16 protein-coding genes, 1 other RNA gene and 1 pseudogene are annotated in these 16,666 nt (G+C 32.8%); 8 read left to right on the top strand and 10 right to left on the bottom strand.

Annotation, left to right across the window (positions count from 1 at the left end; translation table 11 throughout):
- A partial coding sequence (locus Q0800_RS04660; protein ID WP_299128014.1) for an ABC-F family ATP-binding cassette domain-containing protein occupies window positions 1-1,598 on the bottom strand: 1,598 nt, incomplete at its 3' end.
- Window positions 1,599-1,745: 147 nt separating this feature from the next.
- Here Q0800_RS04660 and Q0800_RS04655 point away from each other — a divergent pair.
- Window positions 1,746-3,194, top strand: coding sequence for a hypothetical protein (locus Q0800_RS04655; RefSeq protein WP_299128013.1), 1,449 nt, complete (start codon window positions 1,746-1,748; stop codon window positions 3,192-3,194).
- A gap of 27 nt (window positions 3,195-3,221) precedes the next feature.
- Here Q0800_RS04655 and fsa read toward each other — a convergent pair whose 3' ends face one another.
- From fsa to ffs, 4 genes are all read right to left on the bottom strand, one after another.
- Entirely contained in the window at window positions 3,222-3,875 is a 654-nt protein-coding gene (gene fsa / locus Q0800_RS04650) for a fructose-6-phosphate aldolase (protein WP_299128012.1), read from the bottom strand.
- A gap of 277 nt (window positions 3,876-4,152) precedes the next feature.
- Complete coding sequence (locus Q0800_RS04645; protein ID WP_299128011.1) at window positions 4,153-4,554, bottom strand: hypothetical protein; 402 nt, start codon at window positions 4,552-4,554, stop codon at window positions 4,153-4,155.
- A gap of 142 nt (window positions 4,555-4,696) precedes the next feature.
- Window positions 4,697-5,500, bottom strand: a complete 804-nt coding sequence (locus Q0800_RS04640; RefSeq protein ID WP_299128010.1) for an SDR family oxidoreductase — start codon at window positions 5,498-5,500, stop codon at window positions 4,697-4,699.
- A 124-nt stretch (window positions 5,501-5,624) separates the two neighbouring features.
- An RNA gene (gene ffs / locus Q0800_RS04635) (signal recognition particle sRNA small type) lies at window positions 5,625-5,723 on the bottom strand.
- 88 nt (window positions 5,724-5,811) lie between these two features.
- Here ffs and Q0800_RS04630 point away from each other — a divergent pair.
- The 4 genes from Q0800_RS04630 to Q0800_RS04615 all read left to right on the top strand — a co-directional run bounded on the left by Q0800_RS04630 (window position 5,812) and on the right by Q0800_RS04615 (window position 9,848).
- The gene (locus Q0800_RS04630; RefSeq protein WP_299128009.1) at window positions 5,812-6,837 is read left to right on the top strand and encodes a glutaminyl-peptide cyclotransferase; all 1,026 of its coding nucleotides are present in this window, start codon (window positions 5,812-5,814) and stop codon (window positions 6,835-6,837) included.
- Window positions 6,838-6,844: 7 nt separating this feature from the next.
- Window positions 6,845-7,234, top strand: a complete 390-nt coding sequence (locus tag Q0800_RS04625; protein ID WP_299128008.1) for a thioesterase family protein — start codon at window positions 6,845-6,847, stop codon at window positions 7,232-7,234.
- An 81-nt stretch (window positions 7,235-7,315) separates the two neighbouring features.
- Window positions 7,316-8,086: a hypothetical protein gene (locus Q0800_RS04620; protein WP_299128007.1), complete on the top strand. Its 771-nt coding sequence runs from the start codon at window positions 7,316-7,318 to the stop codon at window positions 8,084-8,086.
- 169 nt (window positions 8,087-8,255) lie between these two features.
- Window positions 8,256-9,848: a hypothetical protein gene (locus tag Q0800_RS04615; RefSeq protein WP_299128006.1), complete on the top strand. Its 1,593-nt coding sequence runs from the start codon at window positions 8,256-8,258 to the stop codon at window positions 9,846-9,848.
- 140 nt (window positions 9,849-9,988) lie between these two features.
- Here the strand turns inward: Q0800_RS04615 and glyA are convergent.
- A pseudogene (gene glyA, locus Q0800_RS04610) lies at window positions 9,989-11,263 on the bottom strand (serine hydroxymethyltransferase).
- Between the two features lie 111 nt (window positions 11,264-11,374).
- Between glyA and fahA the strand changes: the two are divergent.
- From fahA to Q0800_RS04595, 3 genes are all read left to right on the top strand, one after another.
- A complete protein-coding gene (gene fahA, locus Q0800_RS04605; protein WP_299128005.1) occupies window positions 11,375-12,667 on the top strand; it encodes a fumarylacetoacetase in 1,293 nt (430 codons plus the stop codon).
- Window positions 12,668-12,750: 83 nt separating this feature from the next.
- Window positions 12,751-12,894, top strand: a complete 144-nt coding sequence (locus tag Q0800_RS04600; protein WP_299128004.1) for a GIY-YIG nuclease family protein — start codon at window positions 12,751-12,753, stop codon at window positions 12,892-12,894.
- 267 nt (window positions 12,895-13,161) lie between these two features.
- Complete coding sequence (locus Q0800_RS04595) at window positions 13,162-14,343, top strand: hypothetical protein (protein WP_299128003.1); 1,182 nt, start codon at window positions 13,162-13,164, stop codon at window positions 14,341-14,343.
- A 137-nt stretch (window positions 14,344-14,480) separates the two neighbouring features.
- Here the strand turns inward: Q0800_RS04595 and Q0800_RS04590 are convergent, their stop codons facing one another.
- The 4 genes from Q0800_RS04590 to Q0800_RS04575 all read right to left on the bottom strand — a co-directional run bounded on the left by Q0800_RS04590 (window position 14,481) and on the right by Q0800_RS04575 (window position 16,485).
- Window positions 14,481-15,164: a hypothetical protein gene (locus tag Q0800_RS04590; RefSeq protein ID WP_299128002.1), complete on the bottom strand. Its 684-nt coding sequence runs from the start codon at window positions 15,162-15,164 to the stop codon at window positions 14,481-14,483.
- Window positions 15,165-15,249: 85 nt separating this feature from the next.
- Window positions 15,250-15,669, bottom strand: a complete 420-nt coding sequence (locus Q0800_RS04585; RefSeq protein WP_299128001.1) for a hypothetical protein — start codon at window positions 15,667-15,669, stop codon at window positions 15,250-15,252.
- Window positions 15,669-16,022, bottom strand: coding sequence for a hypothetical protein (locus Q0800_RS04580; RefSeq protein ID WP_299128000.1), 354 nt, complete (start codon window positions 16,020-16,022; stop codon window positions 15,669-15,671). Before Q0800_RS04580 ends, Q0800_RS04585 begins: the two co-directional genes overlap by 1 nt.
- A 55-nt stretch (window positions 16,023-16,077) precedes the next feature.
- A complete protein-coding gene (locus tag Q0800_RS04575) occupies window positions 16,078-16,485 on the bottom strand; it encodes a hypothetical protein (RefSeq protein WP_299127999.1) in 408 nt (135 codons plus the stop codon).
- Between the last annotated feature and the right edge of the window lie 181 nt (window positions 16,486-16,666).

Raw genomic sequence — 16,666 nt, 5'->3', positions numbered from 1 at the left:
CGTTGTTCTTTAATCTTTTTATCACTCATATAGTCATCAAACGTCATATAACGATCTATAACGCCATTTGGAGTCAACTCAATGATTCTGTTACCAACGGTTTGTGCAAACTCATGATCGTGCGTTGTTAACAATACTGTTCCTTTAAAGTTCTTTAATGAGTTGTTAAACGCCGTAATACTTTCTAAATCTAAGTGATTCGTAGGTTCATCTAACATTAATACATTAGCTCTAGTCATCATCATACGACTGAGCATACAACGTACTTTTTCACCTCCCGAAAGAACATCAGCTGTTTTTAAAGCTTCTTCACCACTAAAAATCATTTTACCTAGAAAACCTCTAATATAAACTTCTTCGCGTTCTTCTTCGGTTGTTGCCCACTGACGTAACCAATCTACTAAAGTCAATTTATTATTAAAATAGTCACTGTTGTCTAATGGCAAATACGATTGTGTTGTTGTAACACCCCAAGCATATTTACCTGCATCAGCTTTTTCTTTGCCATTTATAATTTGATAAAATGCCGTTGTTGCTCTAGAATCTTTAGAATATACAACTACTTTATCTCCTTTTGCTAAATTAATATCAATACCCTTAAACAGCACGTCTCCATCTAAACTTGCAGATAAACCTTCTATATTTAAAATTTGATCTCCAGCCTCGCGATCACGTTCAAAAATAATAGCAGGATAACGACGACTAGAGCGTTTTATATCCGCTATATTTAGCTTTTCAATCATCTTTTTTCTACTGGTTGCCTGTTTGGATTTTGCAACGTTGGCAGAGAAACGACGAATAAATTCTTCTAATTCTTTTTTCTTTTCTTCTGCTTTTTTATTTTGTTGTGCATGCTGCTTGGCAGCTAATTGAGAAGATTCGTACCAAAAGGTGTAGTTCCCAGAGAAATGACTAATCTTTCCAAAATCAATATCAGAAATATGTGTACAAACCGCATCTAAAAAGTGCCTGTCGTGCGATACCACAATAACACAATTATCGTAATTTGCCAAAAAGTTTTCTAACCACGAAATCGTTTCGTAGTCTAAATCATTGGTAGGCTCATCCATAATTAACAAATCAGGATTTCCAAATAAGGCTTGAGCTAAAAGTACACGAACTTTTTGCTTACCATCTAAATCCTTCATTAATGTATAGTGGTGCTCTTCTTTGATTCCTAAATTAGATAACATTGCTGCAGCATCCGAATCGGCATTCCAGCCATTCATTTCTTCAAATTCTACTTGAAGTTCACCAATCTTCTCTGCATTCTCATCGGTATAGTCGGCATAAAGTGCATCTATTTCAGATTTTAACTTATATAAGGGCTTGTTACCTTTTATTACGGTTTCTAAAACTGTATCCTCATCGTGCTTGTTATGATTTTGCTCTAAAACAGACATGCGCTTACCTGGCTCTAAATGCACATGGCCAGATGTTGGATCCATTTTACCCGCTATAATCTTTAAAAAGGTAGATTTACCTGCTCCATTGGCACCAATGATACCATAGCAATTACCGTTATTAAAGGTGGTATTAACTTCATCGAAAAGTACACGTTTTCCGAACTGGACCGAGAGATTTGAAACTGATAACATTTTATAGTCTTTAAATTTTCGGCAAAATTAGACAATTAAAGCGATTGAGCGAAATAAAACCGCTCTTATCAAGTTTTAACTAGGTCTTAACAAGACATAACACATTCAACCTATATTTTTGTTTTGATTTTTGTAAAGAATTTGATATTGTATAGACTTAGTTACTTATTTATAATCCTGTTATTAGTCCTTAATAGTTGTGAGGACTATTCAACTAAAAATAGCGAATACGCCTATTTAGGTGGAGAAATTGTTAATCCAAAAAATAAAAATGTTATTCTCTACAACACTAGTGGCGATGTTTTAGATTCGCTTGTGTTAGACAAGCATAATAGATTTTTACATAAGATAACAAATCTAGAAACTGGGTTGTATTCTATTACGCATGGTGGTGAGTACCAAATGGTTTTACTAGAGCCAAAAGATAGTGTAATGTTTAGGCTAAACACTTACGATTTTGATGAATCATTAGTTTTTACGGGTAATGGCGCTAGAAAAAACAATTACCTTATTAAAACGTACTTACAAAATGAGCTAGAGGAAAAAAAGCTAACTTCCTATGCTAAAATGGAACCTGAAGTTTTTGATGATTTTATTGAAAAGAAACGCTTGAGTCAACTCATAGAATTTCATAATTTTTTAGCACAAAATGATGAATCTGAGTTTTTTAAATCCATCGTTGAGGCCAACATTAATTACAATGCTTATGCAAGCAAGGAAATTTACCCCTTCGCCTATTTTGGCAACAATAAACTTATTCATATAAAGGATTTACCTGAAGATTTTTACAATTACAGATCTTCTATTGATTACAATGCTTCACATCTGCGTCATTTTTATTCTTATAATCGCTTTTTATTTGCACACATAGATAATTTAGCAGCAAATACTTATTATAATAAGAACACTTCCCATAGCAAGTTTAACAGGCATTCAGTAGCTTATAACAAATCTAAATTAGATATCATCGATAGCGTCATCTCTAACAAAACCATAAAAAACAGTCTTTTAAAATATAAGACTAGAGATTTTGTTAGCCATAACCATACCGAAGCCGAAGCCAAAGACATGCTTGCTTATTTTTTAAATAAAAGCACAAATGAAAAAGATAAAGTAGTAATGAAAGAGCTTGTAGCTTCTTTAAAGTCTTTAAGACAAGGCAATACTATTCCTAATCTTACTGTAGTTAATTATAACAGTACTGAATACAAACTAAAATCTATAATTAATAAACCTACAGTAATCTATTTTTGGTCCTCTAATTCTAAGATGCAGTATAGAAATAGTCATTATAAAGTACGTGAATTAAAGTCTAAATTTTTAGACGTAGATTTTATATCTATAAATCTCAATAGAAACGATAATAAAATATGGAAAGCCATAATAAATGATTACAGCTTTCCATCAGATAATGAATTTAGATTTAAGCATCCAACAAAAGCACAAAAAACATTAGCTGTAAATTATTCTAATAAAGCTATTGTCGTTGACCAAGATGCCACAATATTACATCCTAATGTAAACATTTTTAAATCAGATTTTGAGGATACGCTTCAACTACTATTGCAAGAAAAAGAGGTTGTTGCAAAAAAATAAGACCTCTAAAAACAATTTAGATTTATATTAGTTACCCTTTTTATAATCTGCTAAGAATTTTGCGAGCCCTATATCTGTTAAAGGGTGTTTTAGTAATCCTGCGATAGAACTTAATGGCCCTGTCATAACATCTGCTCCTAATTTTGCACAGTCTATAACATGCATCGTATGCCGTACAGAGGCTGCTAAAATTTGAGTGTCAAAAGCATAATTATCATAGATGTGACGGATTTCTGCAATTAAATTTAAACCATCAGTTGAGATATCATCTAATCTCCCAATGAATGGTGATACATAAGTTGCCCCTGCTTTAGCAGCTAATAAGGCTTGACCTGGCGAAAATACTAAGGTTACATTGGTTCTAATTCCGCGATCAGAAAAATACTTACAAGCCTTAACTCCATCTTTAATCATTGGGAGTTTAACTACGATTTGATTGTGTAATTCGGCCAATGCTTCTCCTTCTCGTACCATACCTTCAAAATCCGTAGCGATAACTTCTGCAGACACATCACCATCAACAATATTACAGATGTCCACATAATGTTTCATAATATTATCTGTGCCTGTAATACCTTCTTTTGCCATTAAAGACGGGTTTGTAGTTACACCATCTAAAACGCCCATGTCTTGAGCCTCTTTTATCTGCTCTAGATTAGCAGTATCAATAAAAAATTTCATAAAATTTAGTTTATAACTGTTGTTAATTGTTAGAATTATCTTCTAACGTGGTTACAAATTTACAATTAATCAATTGCATAGATTTAATGAAATACTGAAAATATATCAACAAGGTGTATCATACCTTTAAAATGCATTAGCTTTTGGTTATACATTGGGTGTTTTTTCTGACCTTATAAAGCAACAGTTATTAAAATAGCGTTTAAGTTTTATAAACTTTTTCGTCTTAGCCATTTTAAGCTATTTTAGTGTTGAATTTACAATGGATTTTTGATGCTTACTCAATAATAAGCATGTAGTTTTTGGAGGTGCTATAATTACAAAGTATATCTGGTTCTTCATCAACAGCCGCTCTAAATGGACCATCTACATCTAAGTAAATTGTAATTGAAAAGACACCAGATTCTAAAGGAGTGCCTTCTACACTAATGGTTCTAAAATTAACAAAGAAATCTAGGCCTTGTGGTAATCCTTGGACATCAAAATAATAATCGTAATCGTCATCTCTTGGCTCATTATTGATTTCTGCATTAAGGTCTGCATAATAATAATCGTTAACCGATCCTATAGGAAATTCTTTATTATCTAGTTCTGGTTCTTTAGCTATAAAACACAGTGAATCATTACAACTCAGCACAAAACCGAACAAAATTGTGAGGATGAGCAGAGGTTTTTTCATGATACCTTAATTTGAAATAATTATCTCAAATAATATACCAAACCCCATAATCTATGGTTAAAATACTAACATGTGTTTTAGAATTAAGGTGCTTAATTTTAGGGCTATACTTTCAATCCTTGTAAGGATTATGAAAACTGGTTTAAAGCTTATAATGATTCATCAGTAATTTTTCGTACACCTTATCTGGCAAGAGTCTTTTAAGTACCACTGAGAATTTTTGCATAAAGGCTCCGACCTTATAATGGATTTTAGGCTTATCTGTGTTTATAATTTTATTAATAGCTATCGCCATTTGGATGGGATTGTGTCCTTCATTAACATGATCGTCCATCATTTTTAAAGAAAATTCGTATTTCTCTTTATATGGTGAATCCTTAAGCACTGGTGCATGGTAACGACCAGCAGCAATATTAGTAGCAAAGTCTCCAGGCGCTACATTGGTCATTTCTATATTAAAATCCTTAAGTTCCATCCTAAAGGCTTCCGTAATAATCTCAAGAGCACCTTTACTTGCGCTATAAATTCCTCTAAAGGGTAAACCCATATAACCTGCTATGGAGGTTATGTTTATAATTAATCCAGAGTTTTGACGACGCATTTCTGGCAGTACTGCTTTAATAACATTAACTGGACCAAAAAAATTAGTTTCAAAATTACGTTTAATTTCTTCATCTGGGATTTCTTCTATAGGTCCTGTAATACCTGTACCAGCATTATTTATTAAAACATCTATTTTAGATGCTTTTGATATAACTGTTTCTACACATTTAGAAATAGAGTTGGGTTTTGTAACATCTAAAGCTATAATAGGAAATTTACTCTCAGGATAATTGCTAGGCGTTCGGCTTGTTCCATATATTTGGTAGCCTTTGGACTTAAGAAATTCACCTATAGACTTTCCTATTCCGGAGGACCCACCTGTTATTAGTACGACTTTAGACATAACATTATGTAATAATCAAATCTCAAAAACTAAATTCTAAAATTCCAAATTAAGCAAATTAAATTTAAAAACGTCTGAGTGAGGATGTCCTTTCCTTTGGAAAGGATTTAGGATAGGCCACAAAAAAAGGCAAGCTACCTACATCACACCGCTACGACCGTGTACCTTTGCTACGTTCCCGTCCTGGAGGATTAAACAGGAGCTGGTTGTGTAGGACTTGCCAACGGCAAAGATACAATCTTTTAATACTTTAACAATCATTTTTAAACTGAATTTTATTTAATAACTTGCCCTATATTCAAATAACATTTATGCAACCAATTAAACATCTCATTCTCTTAAGTTTATGCCTTTTATTAGTGAACTGTAGAGATAGCGCTACAAAAAATACTGGCCTGGCCATTAATACTAATACAAAATCGTTATTATTAGGCGACGCTTTTAATCTAACCATTGATAACCCAAAAAAACTAAATATTACAAATGTTACGTATCAATTAGATGGAGAAATTATAGCCAATGACGCAAAATTAAACGACGTAACACTTGGTGAAAAAACAATAACTGCTGTAGTGACTTATGACGAAACTATTGAAAATCTCACCAAAAAAATAAAAATATACAATAATGTAATTCCAAAAATATACTCCTATGAGATCGTTAACACCTATCCGCATGATATTTCATCTTATACGCAGGGCTTAGAGTTTTACAACGGAGAATTATACGAAAGCACAGGGCAACGTGGTGAATCTAAACTTAGAAAAGTAAACTACAAAACAGGTGAAGTTTTAAAAAATATTGATTTAGATGATGCTTATTTTGGAGAAGGTTTAACCATATTTAAAAACAAAATTTATCAATTAACATGGCAAGCAAAAAGAGGCTTTATTTATGATGTAGATACATTTGAAAAGTTGAGTACATTTAACTACGGTAAGAGCAAAGAAGGTTGGGGCATTTGTAATGACGGTAATACGCTTTACAAATCTGACGGCACAGAAAAGATTTGGTACATAAACCCAGAAAACCTAACAGAAACTAAACATATTGAAGTCTATACCGAAAAAGGTAAAATACCACAGCTTAACGAACTAGAGTGGGTAAATGGAAAAATCTATGCCAATATCTATCAGCGTAACGGTGTAGTCATTGTTAATCCTAAAACAGGTGGTGTTTATGGCGTTATAGACTTTAAACCTTTACGAAAATTAGTAACTCAACACGATAAACTCGATGTGCTAAATGGCATCGCTTACCACCCAGAACGCAATACAATTTTTGTAACTGGTAAAAACTGGGACAAGCTCTTTGAAGTAAAACTAAAAGAACAATAAATTAAAGTTGCAATTTTTAGAGAAAAACATCACCGTTTCCAAAGACGATTTAGACCAACTCAACCATGTAAATAATGTACGCTATGTACAATGGGTGCAAGACATAGCAGAAGCCCATTGGTTGAAAAATGCTACAAAAGATATTTTGGCCAATTACTATTGGGTATTAGTAAGTCATCATATAGAATATAAAGGAGAAGCGCTCTTACATGATAATTTACACGTAAAGACTTATGTTTCTAAATCTGAAGGAATTTCCTCCATACGCCACGTAGAAATCACAAATACCAGGACCAAAAAATTAATATGTACTTCTAAGACAAAATGGTGCTTTATGAGCGTAGCTTCAAAAAAACCTGTGCGTATTCCTAACGAAATAACTACGTTATTCGATTAACATTTATTTAGGTTAAAATTTAGCAAACACTTTAGGTAAGTTAAGTGAGATATACGTTCTTTAACCTATAATCAATCAGTTATGCTTCGCTTATTTATAACCCTCTTTATTTTTAGTGCTTTTGCGACACATAAATTAAATGCCCAAACTTTAAAAGGTAAAGTTTACGATTCTAAATCGGTAGTAAAAGACATCAAAGTACTTAATATTACACAAAATAGACTTACTGTGACTGATAAGGATGGAAATTTTAACATCAATGCAACTATTAATGATACCATAGCCTTTAAGTCTATATTTTATCACCCAAAAGAAGTTGTTCTTACCCAAATTCACTTTAATGATACTAATGTTTTTGAAGTCAAGAAAATCACTAATGCACTAGACGAAGTTGAAATTACAGCAGAACCAGAACAACCCGTTTTTAATGAAGAAACCTATAATAGTGACCTAAATAATTTAATTAAAGAAGATATAAAACGTAATCCTCACTTATATGCGCCTGCTGGAGCGCAAAATGGTGTGGATTTTATTTACCTAATTGGGCAAGTTGCTAAGTTATTTAAACGAAAAAAAAGCAAGCTAGTAGAATATGAGTCCCTAACCTACTTTCAAATAGACTCGTTATTTAATAAAAGTACCTTCTTTAATAAAGGTTTAGTCACCAATGTCTTAAAAATCCCAAAAGATAAAACCAAATTATTTTTTGATTTCTGTTCTGCAAAAGGTGTAAGTTCAGAATGGCTTAAACAAGAACATAAAATGATTTTATTAGAAGCACTTGTTGTAAATAGTAAATTATTTTTGACTTTACTAGAAGAATATGACAGAACAGGTGCTGTAAAGGATTAATAACTTAAATGTCGTTGTCGTTATTGCATAGGCCATAATCCATATCATCTTTAAAATTCCTATTAAATTTCGGTAAGATTCAGAATAACAAATTCAATTAATTATCATATTTCATACTAAATCCTAACTTCAAAAGTTATATTTTTAAGCATTAATTTACAATCAACTTATGAAGCGCGTATTCGTTTTTTTTATCTGTTTTGGAACACTCATTTTTTGGAGTTCTTGTCGTAATGATTTTGAATTCTCGCCAAGTACAGGTAACTTAGAGTTTGAGAGAGACACCGTGTATTTAGATACGGTATTTACCAATATTGGCTCTAGCACATACAACTTAAAAGTTTATAACCGAAGCAATGAGGATATTGTAATACCAAACATTCAGTTAGAAAATGGTGTAAATTCATTTTATAGAATGAATGTAGATGGTGGTACAGGAAGTGATGCTGTTATTGGTACTCCACAAGAAGGTAAATTTTTTGAAGATGTAGAATTATTAGCAAAGGACAGTTTATTTATTTTTATAGAAACCACTATAGATATTGAAACCTTATCTAACACTGACACTCAATTTTTATATACAGACCGTATTTTGTTTGATTCTGGCAACAATCAGCAAGAGGTAGAGTTAGTAACCTTGGTTAAAGACGCTGTTTTTATTTTTCCTAGTAGAGATCCAAACACGGAGATTATTGAGACACTCACCTTTGATGTTGATGGCGATGGCAACCCAAACGAAACCAACTTGCAAGGTCGCTTTCTGCAAAATGATGAACTTACTTTTACCAATGAAAAACCTTACGTTATTTATGGCTATGCAGGTGTAGGTAACGGACAAACACTTACCATGGAAGCAGGTACACGTGTTAACTTTCATTCGGAGTCTGGTATTATTGTAACCCAAGGAGGGTCGCTAAATATTAATGGAGGGCTTAGCCCAAACCAAGACACTTTAGAAAATGAAGTGATTTTAGAAGGTGATCGTTTAGAGCCACTTTTTGAAGATGTTCCTGGGCAATGGGGAACCATTTGGTTATTTCCGGGTAGTTTAAATAATTCTATAGAATATGCTACTATTAAGAATGCTACTATTGGTGTTTTAGCAGAAGGTGGTAGAGATGACATGGATGATAAATTGCGCATAGAAAACACAAAGATCTACAATTCTAGTGCTTTTGGTATTCTTGGTAGAGCTACGTCAATTACCGCCGAGAATGTCATTATCAATAACTCTGGGCAATCCTCTTTTGCTGGCACTGTTGGTGGCAAATATAATTTTACGCACTGTACTATTGCTAACTATTGGAATAACAGTTTTAGACAATTTCCTTCTCTGCTTCTTAACGACTTTTTAACTGATGAAAATGGTTTACCTGTTAATAATACATCGACTGACTTAATTGAAGCTAATTTTACAAACTGCATTATCTATGGTAACGATAATCCTGAATTTTTATTAGAAAGTATTAGTGATAATTTCAATTTTAAGTTTACAAACTGCTTGCTAAGATTTGATAACGACGATTTAGAAGGCACTACCAACTATCAGTTTGATGATATTGCTTTATATGAAAATAATAGTTTCAATACCGATCCAGAGTTTGAGGATCCTTTTGAAAACCTAATGCGTATTGGTGAAAATTCGGGTGCTAATAGCATAGCAGTACCGTTAACACCAAGTGGATTTGACATTCTTAACGTTCAAAGAGATGCCGTTACACCAGATGCTGGTGCTTATGAAAGCACTAGTATTGAAGATTAAAAAAAGCCCTTCAAACTGCATTGAAAGGCTTAAATTTCATTTTTTGTGATGCTGAACTAGTTTCAGCATCTCACTCTTATATTATATAGATTCTGAATCTCCCGACGTTTCGGGACAGAATGACAAAGTAAAGTAGTATTTTACCCATTAAACAAAGGACGTCCCTCCATAAGTGCATTCACCTTTTTAGCAACACCCTCTAATACTGTTTCGTTTTCATAGTTAGTGATCACCTCATCGATGAGATCAACAACAAGACTCATATCGTTTTCTTTTAAGCCTCGCGTTGTTATTGCCGCCGTACCTACTCTTATTCCTGAGGTTACAAAAGGAGATTCTGTATCAAACGGTACCATATTTTTATTAACAGTAATATCTGCCTTCACTAAAGCATTTTCGGCATCTTTACCTGTTATATTCTTGTTTCTAAGATCAATTAACATCATGTGGTTATCTGTACCACCAGAGATTAAATGGTAGTCTTTGGCTACAAAGGCTTTTGCCATAGCATCAGCATTTTTCTTAACCTGCATCATGTAGTGTAAGAAATCGTCAGTTAAGGCTTCGCCAAAAGCAATAGCTTTAGCAGCGATAATATGCTCTAATGGCCCTCCTTGGTTTCCTGGAAACACGCCAGAATCTAATAAGCCAGACATTTTACGTAGTTTCCCGCTTTTTAAGGTAATACCAAATGGGTTATCTATATTTTCACCCATCATTATCATACCACCTCTTGGCCCTCTTAAGGTTTTGTGCGTAGTGGTCGTTACAATATGGCAATGTGGCATCGGGTCATTTAAAATACCCTTAGCTATTAAACCAGAAGGATGCGAGATATCTGCTAACAAAACCGCTCCAACATTATCAGCTACTTCTCTAAACTTAGCAAAATCTATATCTCTAGAATACGCAGAAGCACCAGCTATAATTAATTTTGGCTGCTCTTTTTCTGCCATATCAGATAACATATCGTAATCTATATACCCTGTATCTTTTTTTACTCCATAAAAGGTTGGGCGATATAATTTACCAGAAAAATTAACAGGTGAACCATGGGTTAAATGCCCTCCATGTGATAAATCAAAACCTAAAATAGTATCACCTGGTTTTAAACACGCATGAAATACCGCAGTATTAGCCTGGCTTCCAGAATGAGGTTGCACATTAGCGTAAGCTGCACCAAATAAGGTTTTAGCACGTTCTATAGCAATAGTTTAAACTTTATCAACAACTTCACATCCACCATAATAACGCTTACCAGGATAACCCTCAGCATATTTGTTAGTTAGTACAGAACCAGAAGCTTCCATAACCTGCTCACTAACAAAATTCTCAGAAGCAATAAGTTCTATACCATCTAATTGGCGTTGTTTTTCATCATTAATTAGTTCAAAAATTTGTTCGTCGCGTTGCATAAATAAAGTCTTTGTTAAATCGGTACAAAAATAAACAATACATTAGTTTTAATATTAAAAATTATGTAGGTTTGAGTATAAATTAATAAACAATTAATCAACAACAGCATTATGTCCTTATCAGCCAACAATCCTAATAGAGCATCTTGGTTATACGTTAATAAGTATTCTGATTTTCCGATTCAGAATATTCCGTTCGGAGTATTCTTAACCAAAGAAGATATTATCACCATAGGTACACGTATTGGTGATACGGCTATTGACCTGGGCGCATTACATCAATTGGGTTATTTTGATGGTATACCATTAACCGATGATATCTTCCTTCAAGATTCGCTTAACGACTTTATCGCAGATGGGCGCAAGACATGGCGTGCAGTCCGCAATCGTGTTGCAGAAATATTTGATGCTACCAATGATGAGCTAAAGGATAATAATAAGCATAAGGAAATCATCTGTTTTCGATTGGATGAAATTGAAATGCAAATGCCAGTACAAGTTGGAGACTATACAGACTTTTATGCCAGTAAAGAGCATGCGACTAATGTTGGCACTATGTTTCGTGGAGAAGACAATGCACTAATGCCAAATTGGTTGCATATGCCTGTGGGTTACCATGGACGCAGTTCTTCAATTGTTACAACACATATTCCAATATACAGACCACAAGGACAAACGATGCCAGAAGGTGCAAAAAAACCTGTATTTGGACCCAGCAACTTAGTGGATTTTGAATTAGAAATGGCGTTTATCACCACTGATGCTAATGATCTTGGCGAACCGATACCAGTTGAAGAAGCTGAAGAATATATTTTTGGATTAGTTGTTTTTAATGATTGGTCGGCTAGAGATATACAAAAATGGGAATACGTACCTTTAGGGCCGTTTTTGGGTAAAAACTTTGCCTCAACCATATCCCCTTGGATTGTAACACTAGACGCATTAGAACCGTTTAGAGTTGAAAGTCCAAAACAAGACCCAAAACCATTGCCCTATTTAAAGACTACTGGCAAGCACAGTTTTGATATAAAGTTAGAAGCTGGTATTATTCCCAAGGGTGGTAAAGAAACCACCGTTTGTAAATCTAATTTTAAATATATGTATTGGAATATGTCACAGCAATTAGCCCACCATACGATTAATGGTTGCCCAGTTAATTCTGGTGATATGATGGGAAGTGGAACCATTTCTGGCCCAACTGAGGATTCTTATGGCTCAATGCTTGAGTTAACTTGGAATGGTGACAAACCTATTAAATTAAAAGATGGTACCGAACGTAAGTTTATTAATGATTATGACACGGTGGTGATGCGTGGTTATTGTGAAAATGACGATGTCCGCATTGGGTTCGGACAGGTTAAAACGCAGCTCTTACCGGTTTTTAATCCAAAGAAGAAAAAATAGCTTCGACAAGCTCAGCTACCGATAATTATTATAATTCTATTCAAAACAGTTGACTGAGCTTATCGAAATCAATATACAGAACGATGCCAAAAGGTTACACGGATATCTTGGAGTGTTCAAACAAAAGTTATTATGTTGGAAGCACTATAGATTTGGCATTAAGATTTATGCAACATCAAAAGGGTGAAGGCCTAATCACACCAAAAAATATCTTCCTGTTAAGTTAGTTTATGTCGAAATATATTCAAGAATTGATTTAGCTTTTAATAGAGAAAAACAGATACAAGGTTGGAGCAGAAAAAAGAAAGAAGCCTTAATCAATAATCAAAAGAAAGCCTTACCAAACTTATCGAAAAATTATACAGATTTTCCACGTAATTAGACGTTCCTATTTGTGGAATAATTAGCCAAAAGCTAAGTGAAGCCAACTGAGCTTGTCGAAGTTTGGCATAATACTTGGTTTTATAAACTATAACCTTATAAAACACAAGATTATGAAACGATTTTTACTTTACACAGTCCTTGTTTCGGTAATCGTATCTTGTAGTGCCAAAAAACAAATTGAAAGCGCTATCAGCCACGGCAATTATAACCAAGCCATTTCTGAAGCTTTAAGAAAATTAGAAACCAACAAAGACAAAAAGCGTAAGCAAGCCTATGTTATAATGCTAAAGGATGCCTACGATAAAGTCTTAACAGAAGATTTGGCACAGATTGCACATCTTAAAGCAGATGGTAACCCTGAGTTATATAAAACGATTTATGAACGTTATGTAGATCTCGATAAAAGACAAAATGCCATAAAGCGCGTTATGCCTTTAACCATTGAGGGTAAAACTATAAACTTTACATTCCATAACTATTCTAATGAACTTGTAAATTATAGGTACAAAACCTCAGATTATCTTATGGATAAAGGGTTAGATCTTTTAGATACTAAAGATAAATTTAATGCTAGAGAAGCCTATAGACTCTTTGATTATGTGGACACTATAAACCCAAACTTTGAAGACGTTAAAGACCTAATGCAAGAGGCACATAACATGGGAATGGATTATGTACACGTATCTATTAAAAATGATACCCAGCAAATTATTCCATCGCGATTAGAAGCAGAATTATTAGACTTCAACACTTACGGGATTAACCAATTTTGGACGACTTATCATGTTGTAGCAAAGGATTCCTTAAACTACGACTATGCTATGCAACTGTTGTTAAAGCAGATTAATGTATCTCCAGAACGTGTAAGTGAACGTCAGTTATTGAGAGAACGCCAAGTGGTAGATGGTTGGGAGTATCTATTAGATGACAATGGTAATGTTGCCAAAGACAGCTTAGGTAATGACATTAAAGTGGATAAAATCGTTAATGCACGCGCAAGATTCTATGAGATATTACAAACAAAATCATCGCAAGTGATAGCAGATGTTATCTATACCGATTTAGAGCAAAATCAAATTATTGAGGCCTTTACTATAGATAGTGACTTTGTATTTGAAAACGTTTTTGGTAGATACCGTGGAGATAAACGTGCTCTTAACAAAGACGATAGAGCTTTATTAAGACAAGGACAAGCCATTTTCCCAACAGACGAACAGATGGTCTATGATTCTGGCGAAGACTTAAAATTAAAGTTAAAAAATATCATTAAGTCCAATAGATTGAATGGTTAGAATAAAAACCTCTCACGTTTATTAATCTTTCCAGTACTGAGCTAGTCAAAGTATTGAAATGTGAGAGGTTTTTCTAATAACTTAAAGTATTTATGCCCAAAACAAAGATTTCGTCTTTTACTACATAGATAAATAGATTATAATTTTTTCATAGAATTTATGTCTATCAAATTAGAGTCAAATCTTTCTATTTTATAGTTTTTAGCCACGTAGTGCTGTTCTATCGAATCATTCTCATTTCTAACCTCTATTTCCATTACTAAACCTTTTATGTTGTAAGATTCAGATACGTTAATAATATCGTAATAGTTGATAGGTATTCCTATACTATCTGCAAGCCAAATACTATAGGTCTTTGTTTTCCTTATCTTTCCTATCTGCTGTGCCTTAACAAGCTTTACTTGGTAACAAACTAAATCTAATATTTTCTTCTTGTTTTCTCTATAAACATTGATCTTGGTTTCTGTTTTGTAATCTTCAAATATTTTTGATTTCTCAAATTTTCGTTCTCCGTTTAAGTACAAATTTAAAACATATTTATCCTGTGTTTTAGGCACATAAATATATGATGATATAGGATTATTAACCCTAACTGTATCTTTAAAGAAATAATAATCGAAGGTATTTATTTTTAAACTATCCTTTGTTACAAGACTTGAGAATTTTTCTAAGGCATCTAGTGTGCTTGGTTGAACAAGGGTATCGCCATTACTATTTAAAGATTCATAAAAAGATATAACTTCATTGGCGTTATCAACATTAAATCTATTCTTATCAACGTACGTAATTAGTACTACCAGGTTATTACTAAAGGTTTTCATAATCTTCTTAGTGCCGCAAGCAAAAAGAATGAAAAAAGTAATAATACTAATATAAAATCTCACTACTCTCATTTTTTAATATCAATCATGGAAAGATATGATTAATTATAGTCTTAATTAGTGGTTCATAGTTATACGTTTTTTTAAAACTATCAATTCTTTTGAATGGTATAAATAAAACAGAGTTTGTTGACGAATTTTTAAATTCATATTCGCTTTTAATTATCGTATAGCTTATGTCTTCACCAAAACCTGTATTATCTTTAATAATTAATTCGCTATTATTTAATATATATTCATGAATTGATGGCGTTTTTTCGCCATTAAAGAGTTTATCATCAAAATCTTTCAATTCTTTTATGTTTGAAATTTGAGAAATTTTTGCAAGATTATAATTATCTAATAGCTTGAAAGCTGATATAAAATAATAAGGATTAGTCGAAATGAATCTACGATCCAAATTTTTTAATATTGGTTTTGCTAAATAATACCCGTTGGACTCCATTATTGAAAGGTATTTGTTATAGGGTTAAAATTTAATCCTTGATGGACAAACGTGTGAACTTCCTTACCGTAAAATCCTAATTCATCTATAAAAGTTGTTGAATTTTCTGAAAAAGACAACATATAATTCTTTACTTGTTGCCAGTTTGAAAAGGAGATATTAGTGACATTTGAAAAAAACAAGTTACTAGCATTAATTGGGTTTGCAGTAGCTCTTAAAACGCCTCCTGCATTTATAGCATTTAAAAGCCAAGGTTTATTTGTCTGATTCCAAGTGTCAATTGGATTAGGGTAAAATGGACCATCACCAAGAACATTTAAACCACCTATATTATCATCTTGTTTTGCTAGCATTGAATTTCAGTAAGTGATGCAGCGGCAATGATCAAAAAAATAAATTGTGGTTAGTTTATATTTTTAACACTTCTTCAATTATTTTTTTATCATTAGGCTTTTTATCTCCATAAGTTTCATATACTTTTTCAAAAGACACAAAATACGCTTCCTTTTTAAGAAAATTTATATATAACTTATTCTCATTTATAATATCTAAAATAACATCTTGCGAAAACTCATCAGTTTTCTTTAATATCATTTTATTATCATTAATTTTAAATTGTCCCTTTGTAATCTTATCATCTATGAAATCATCTATTGTGAAATCTGTAATATGTTCTAACAATTCAATTTTTGAAATTCTTTCATAATATCCATTTTTTAAAAACCGATAAGCATTTACAGAATAAATGTATTTTTTAATTCTTCCTTCATAGATTTTTTTGGGTTCCAACAAGTAATAACCATCAAATTTTATCATAATAATTCAAATAAGTTAGAAACTGGATTAAATGTATAGCTGTAAGCTTCCCTTAATTAGAACTGTTTATTTTTCCAAAATTACATTATTTAATTTATTTTTAATTCCTCTGGGGCTAGCCCCAGAGGAATTAAGCTTTGCATATTTCACGGGTGACATTTTCCCCAAGCTATCATGTGGC

Origin of the sequence: uncultured Winogradskyella sp., from assembly GCF_937958655.1 — a bacterium.
Taxonomy (GTDB): Bacteria; Bacteroidota; Bacteroidia; order Flavobacteriales; family Flavobacteriaceae; genus Winogradskyella.
This window is presented reverse-complemented; position numbering and strand designations above follow the sequence as displayed.

Bases quoted from the DNA above. Each gene is read 5' to 3' on its own strand.
- Q0800_RS04575 (WP_299127999.1), bottom strand. From the start codon at position 16,485: ATGATAAAATTTGATGGTTATTACTTGTTGGAACCCAAAAAAATCTAT.
- Q0800_RS04615 (WP_299128006.1), top strand. From the start codon at position 8,256: ATGAAGCGCGTATTCGTTTTTTTTATCTGTTTTGGAACACTCATTTTT.
- fahA (WP_299128005.1), top strand. From the start codon at position 11,375: ATGTCCTTATCAGCCAACAATCCTAATAGAGCATCTTGGTTATACGTT.
- Q0800_RS04620 (WP_299128007.1), top strand. From the start codon at position 7,316: ATGCTTCGCTTATTTATAACCCTCTTTATTTTTAGTGCTTTTGCGACA.
- Q0800_RS04645 (WP_299128011.1), bottom strand. From the start codon at position 4,554: ATGAAAAAACCTCTGCTCATCCTCACAATTTTGTTCGGTTTTGTGCTG.
- Q0800_RS04585 (WP_299128001.1), bottom strand. From the start codon at position 15,669: ATGGAGTCCAACGGGTATTATTTAGCAAAACCAATATTAAAAAATTTG.
- Q0800_RS04580 (WP_299128000.1), bottom strand. From the start codon at position 16,022: ATGCTAGCAAAACAAGATGATAATATAGGTGGTTTAAATGTTCTTGGT.
- fsa (WP_299128012.1), bottom strand. From the start codon at position 3,875: ATGAAATTTTTTATTGATACTGCTAATCTAGAGCAGATAAAAGAGGCT.
- Q0800_RS04595 (WP_299128003.1), top strand. From the start codon at position 13,162: ATGAAACGATTTTTACTTTACACAGTCCTTGTTTCGGTAATCGTATCT.
- Q0800_RS04640 (WP_299128010.1), bottom strand. From the start codon at position 5,500: ATGTCTAAAGTCGTACTAATAACAGGTGGGTCCTCCGGAATAGGAAAG.
- Q0800_RS04590 (WP_299128002.1), bottom strand. From the start codon at position 15,164: ATGAAAACCTTTAGTAATAACCTGGTAGTACTAATTACGTACGTTGAT.
- Q0800_RS04630 (WP_299128009.1), top strand. From the start codon at position 5,812: ATGCAACCAATTAAACATCTCATTCTCTTAAGTTTATGCCTTTTATTA.
- Q0800_RS04600 (WP_299128004.1), top strand. From the start codon at position 12,751: ATGCCAAAAGGTTACACGGATATCTTGGAGTGTTCAAACAAAAGTTAT.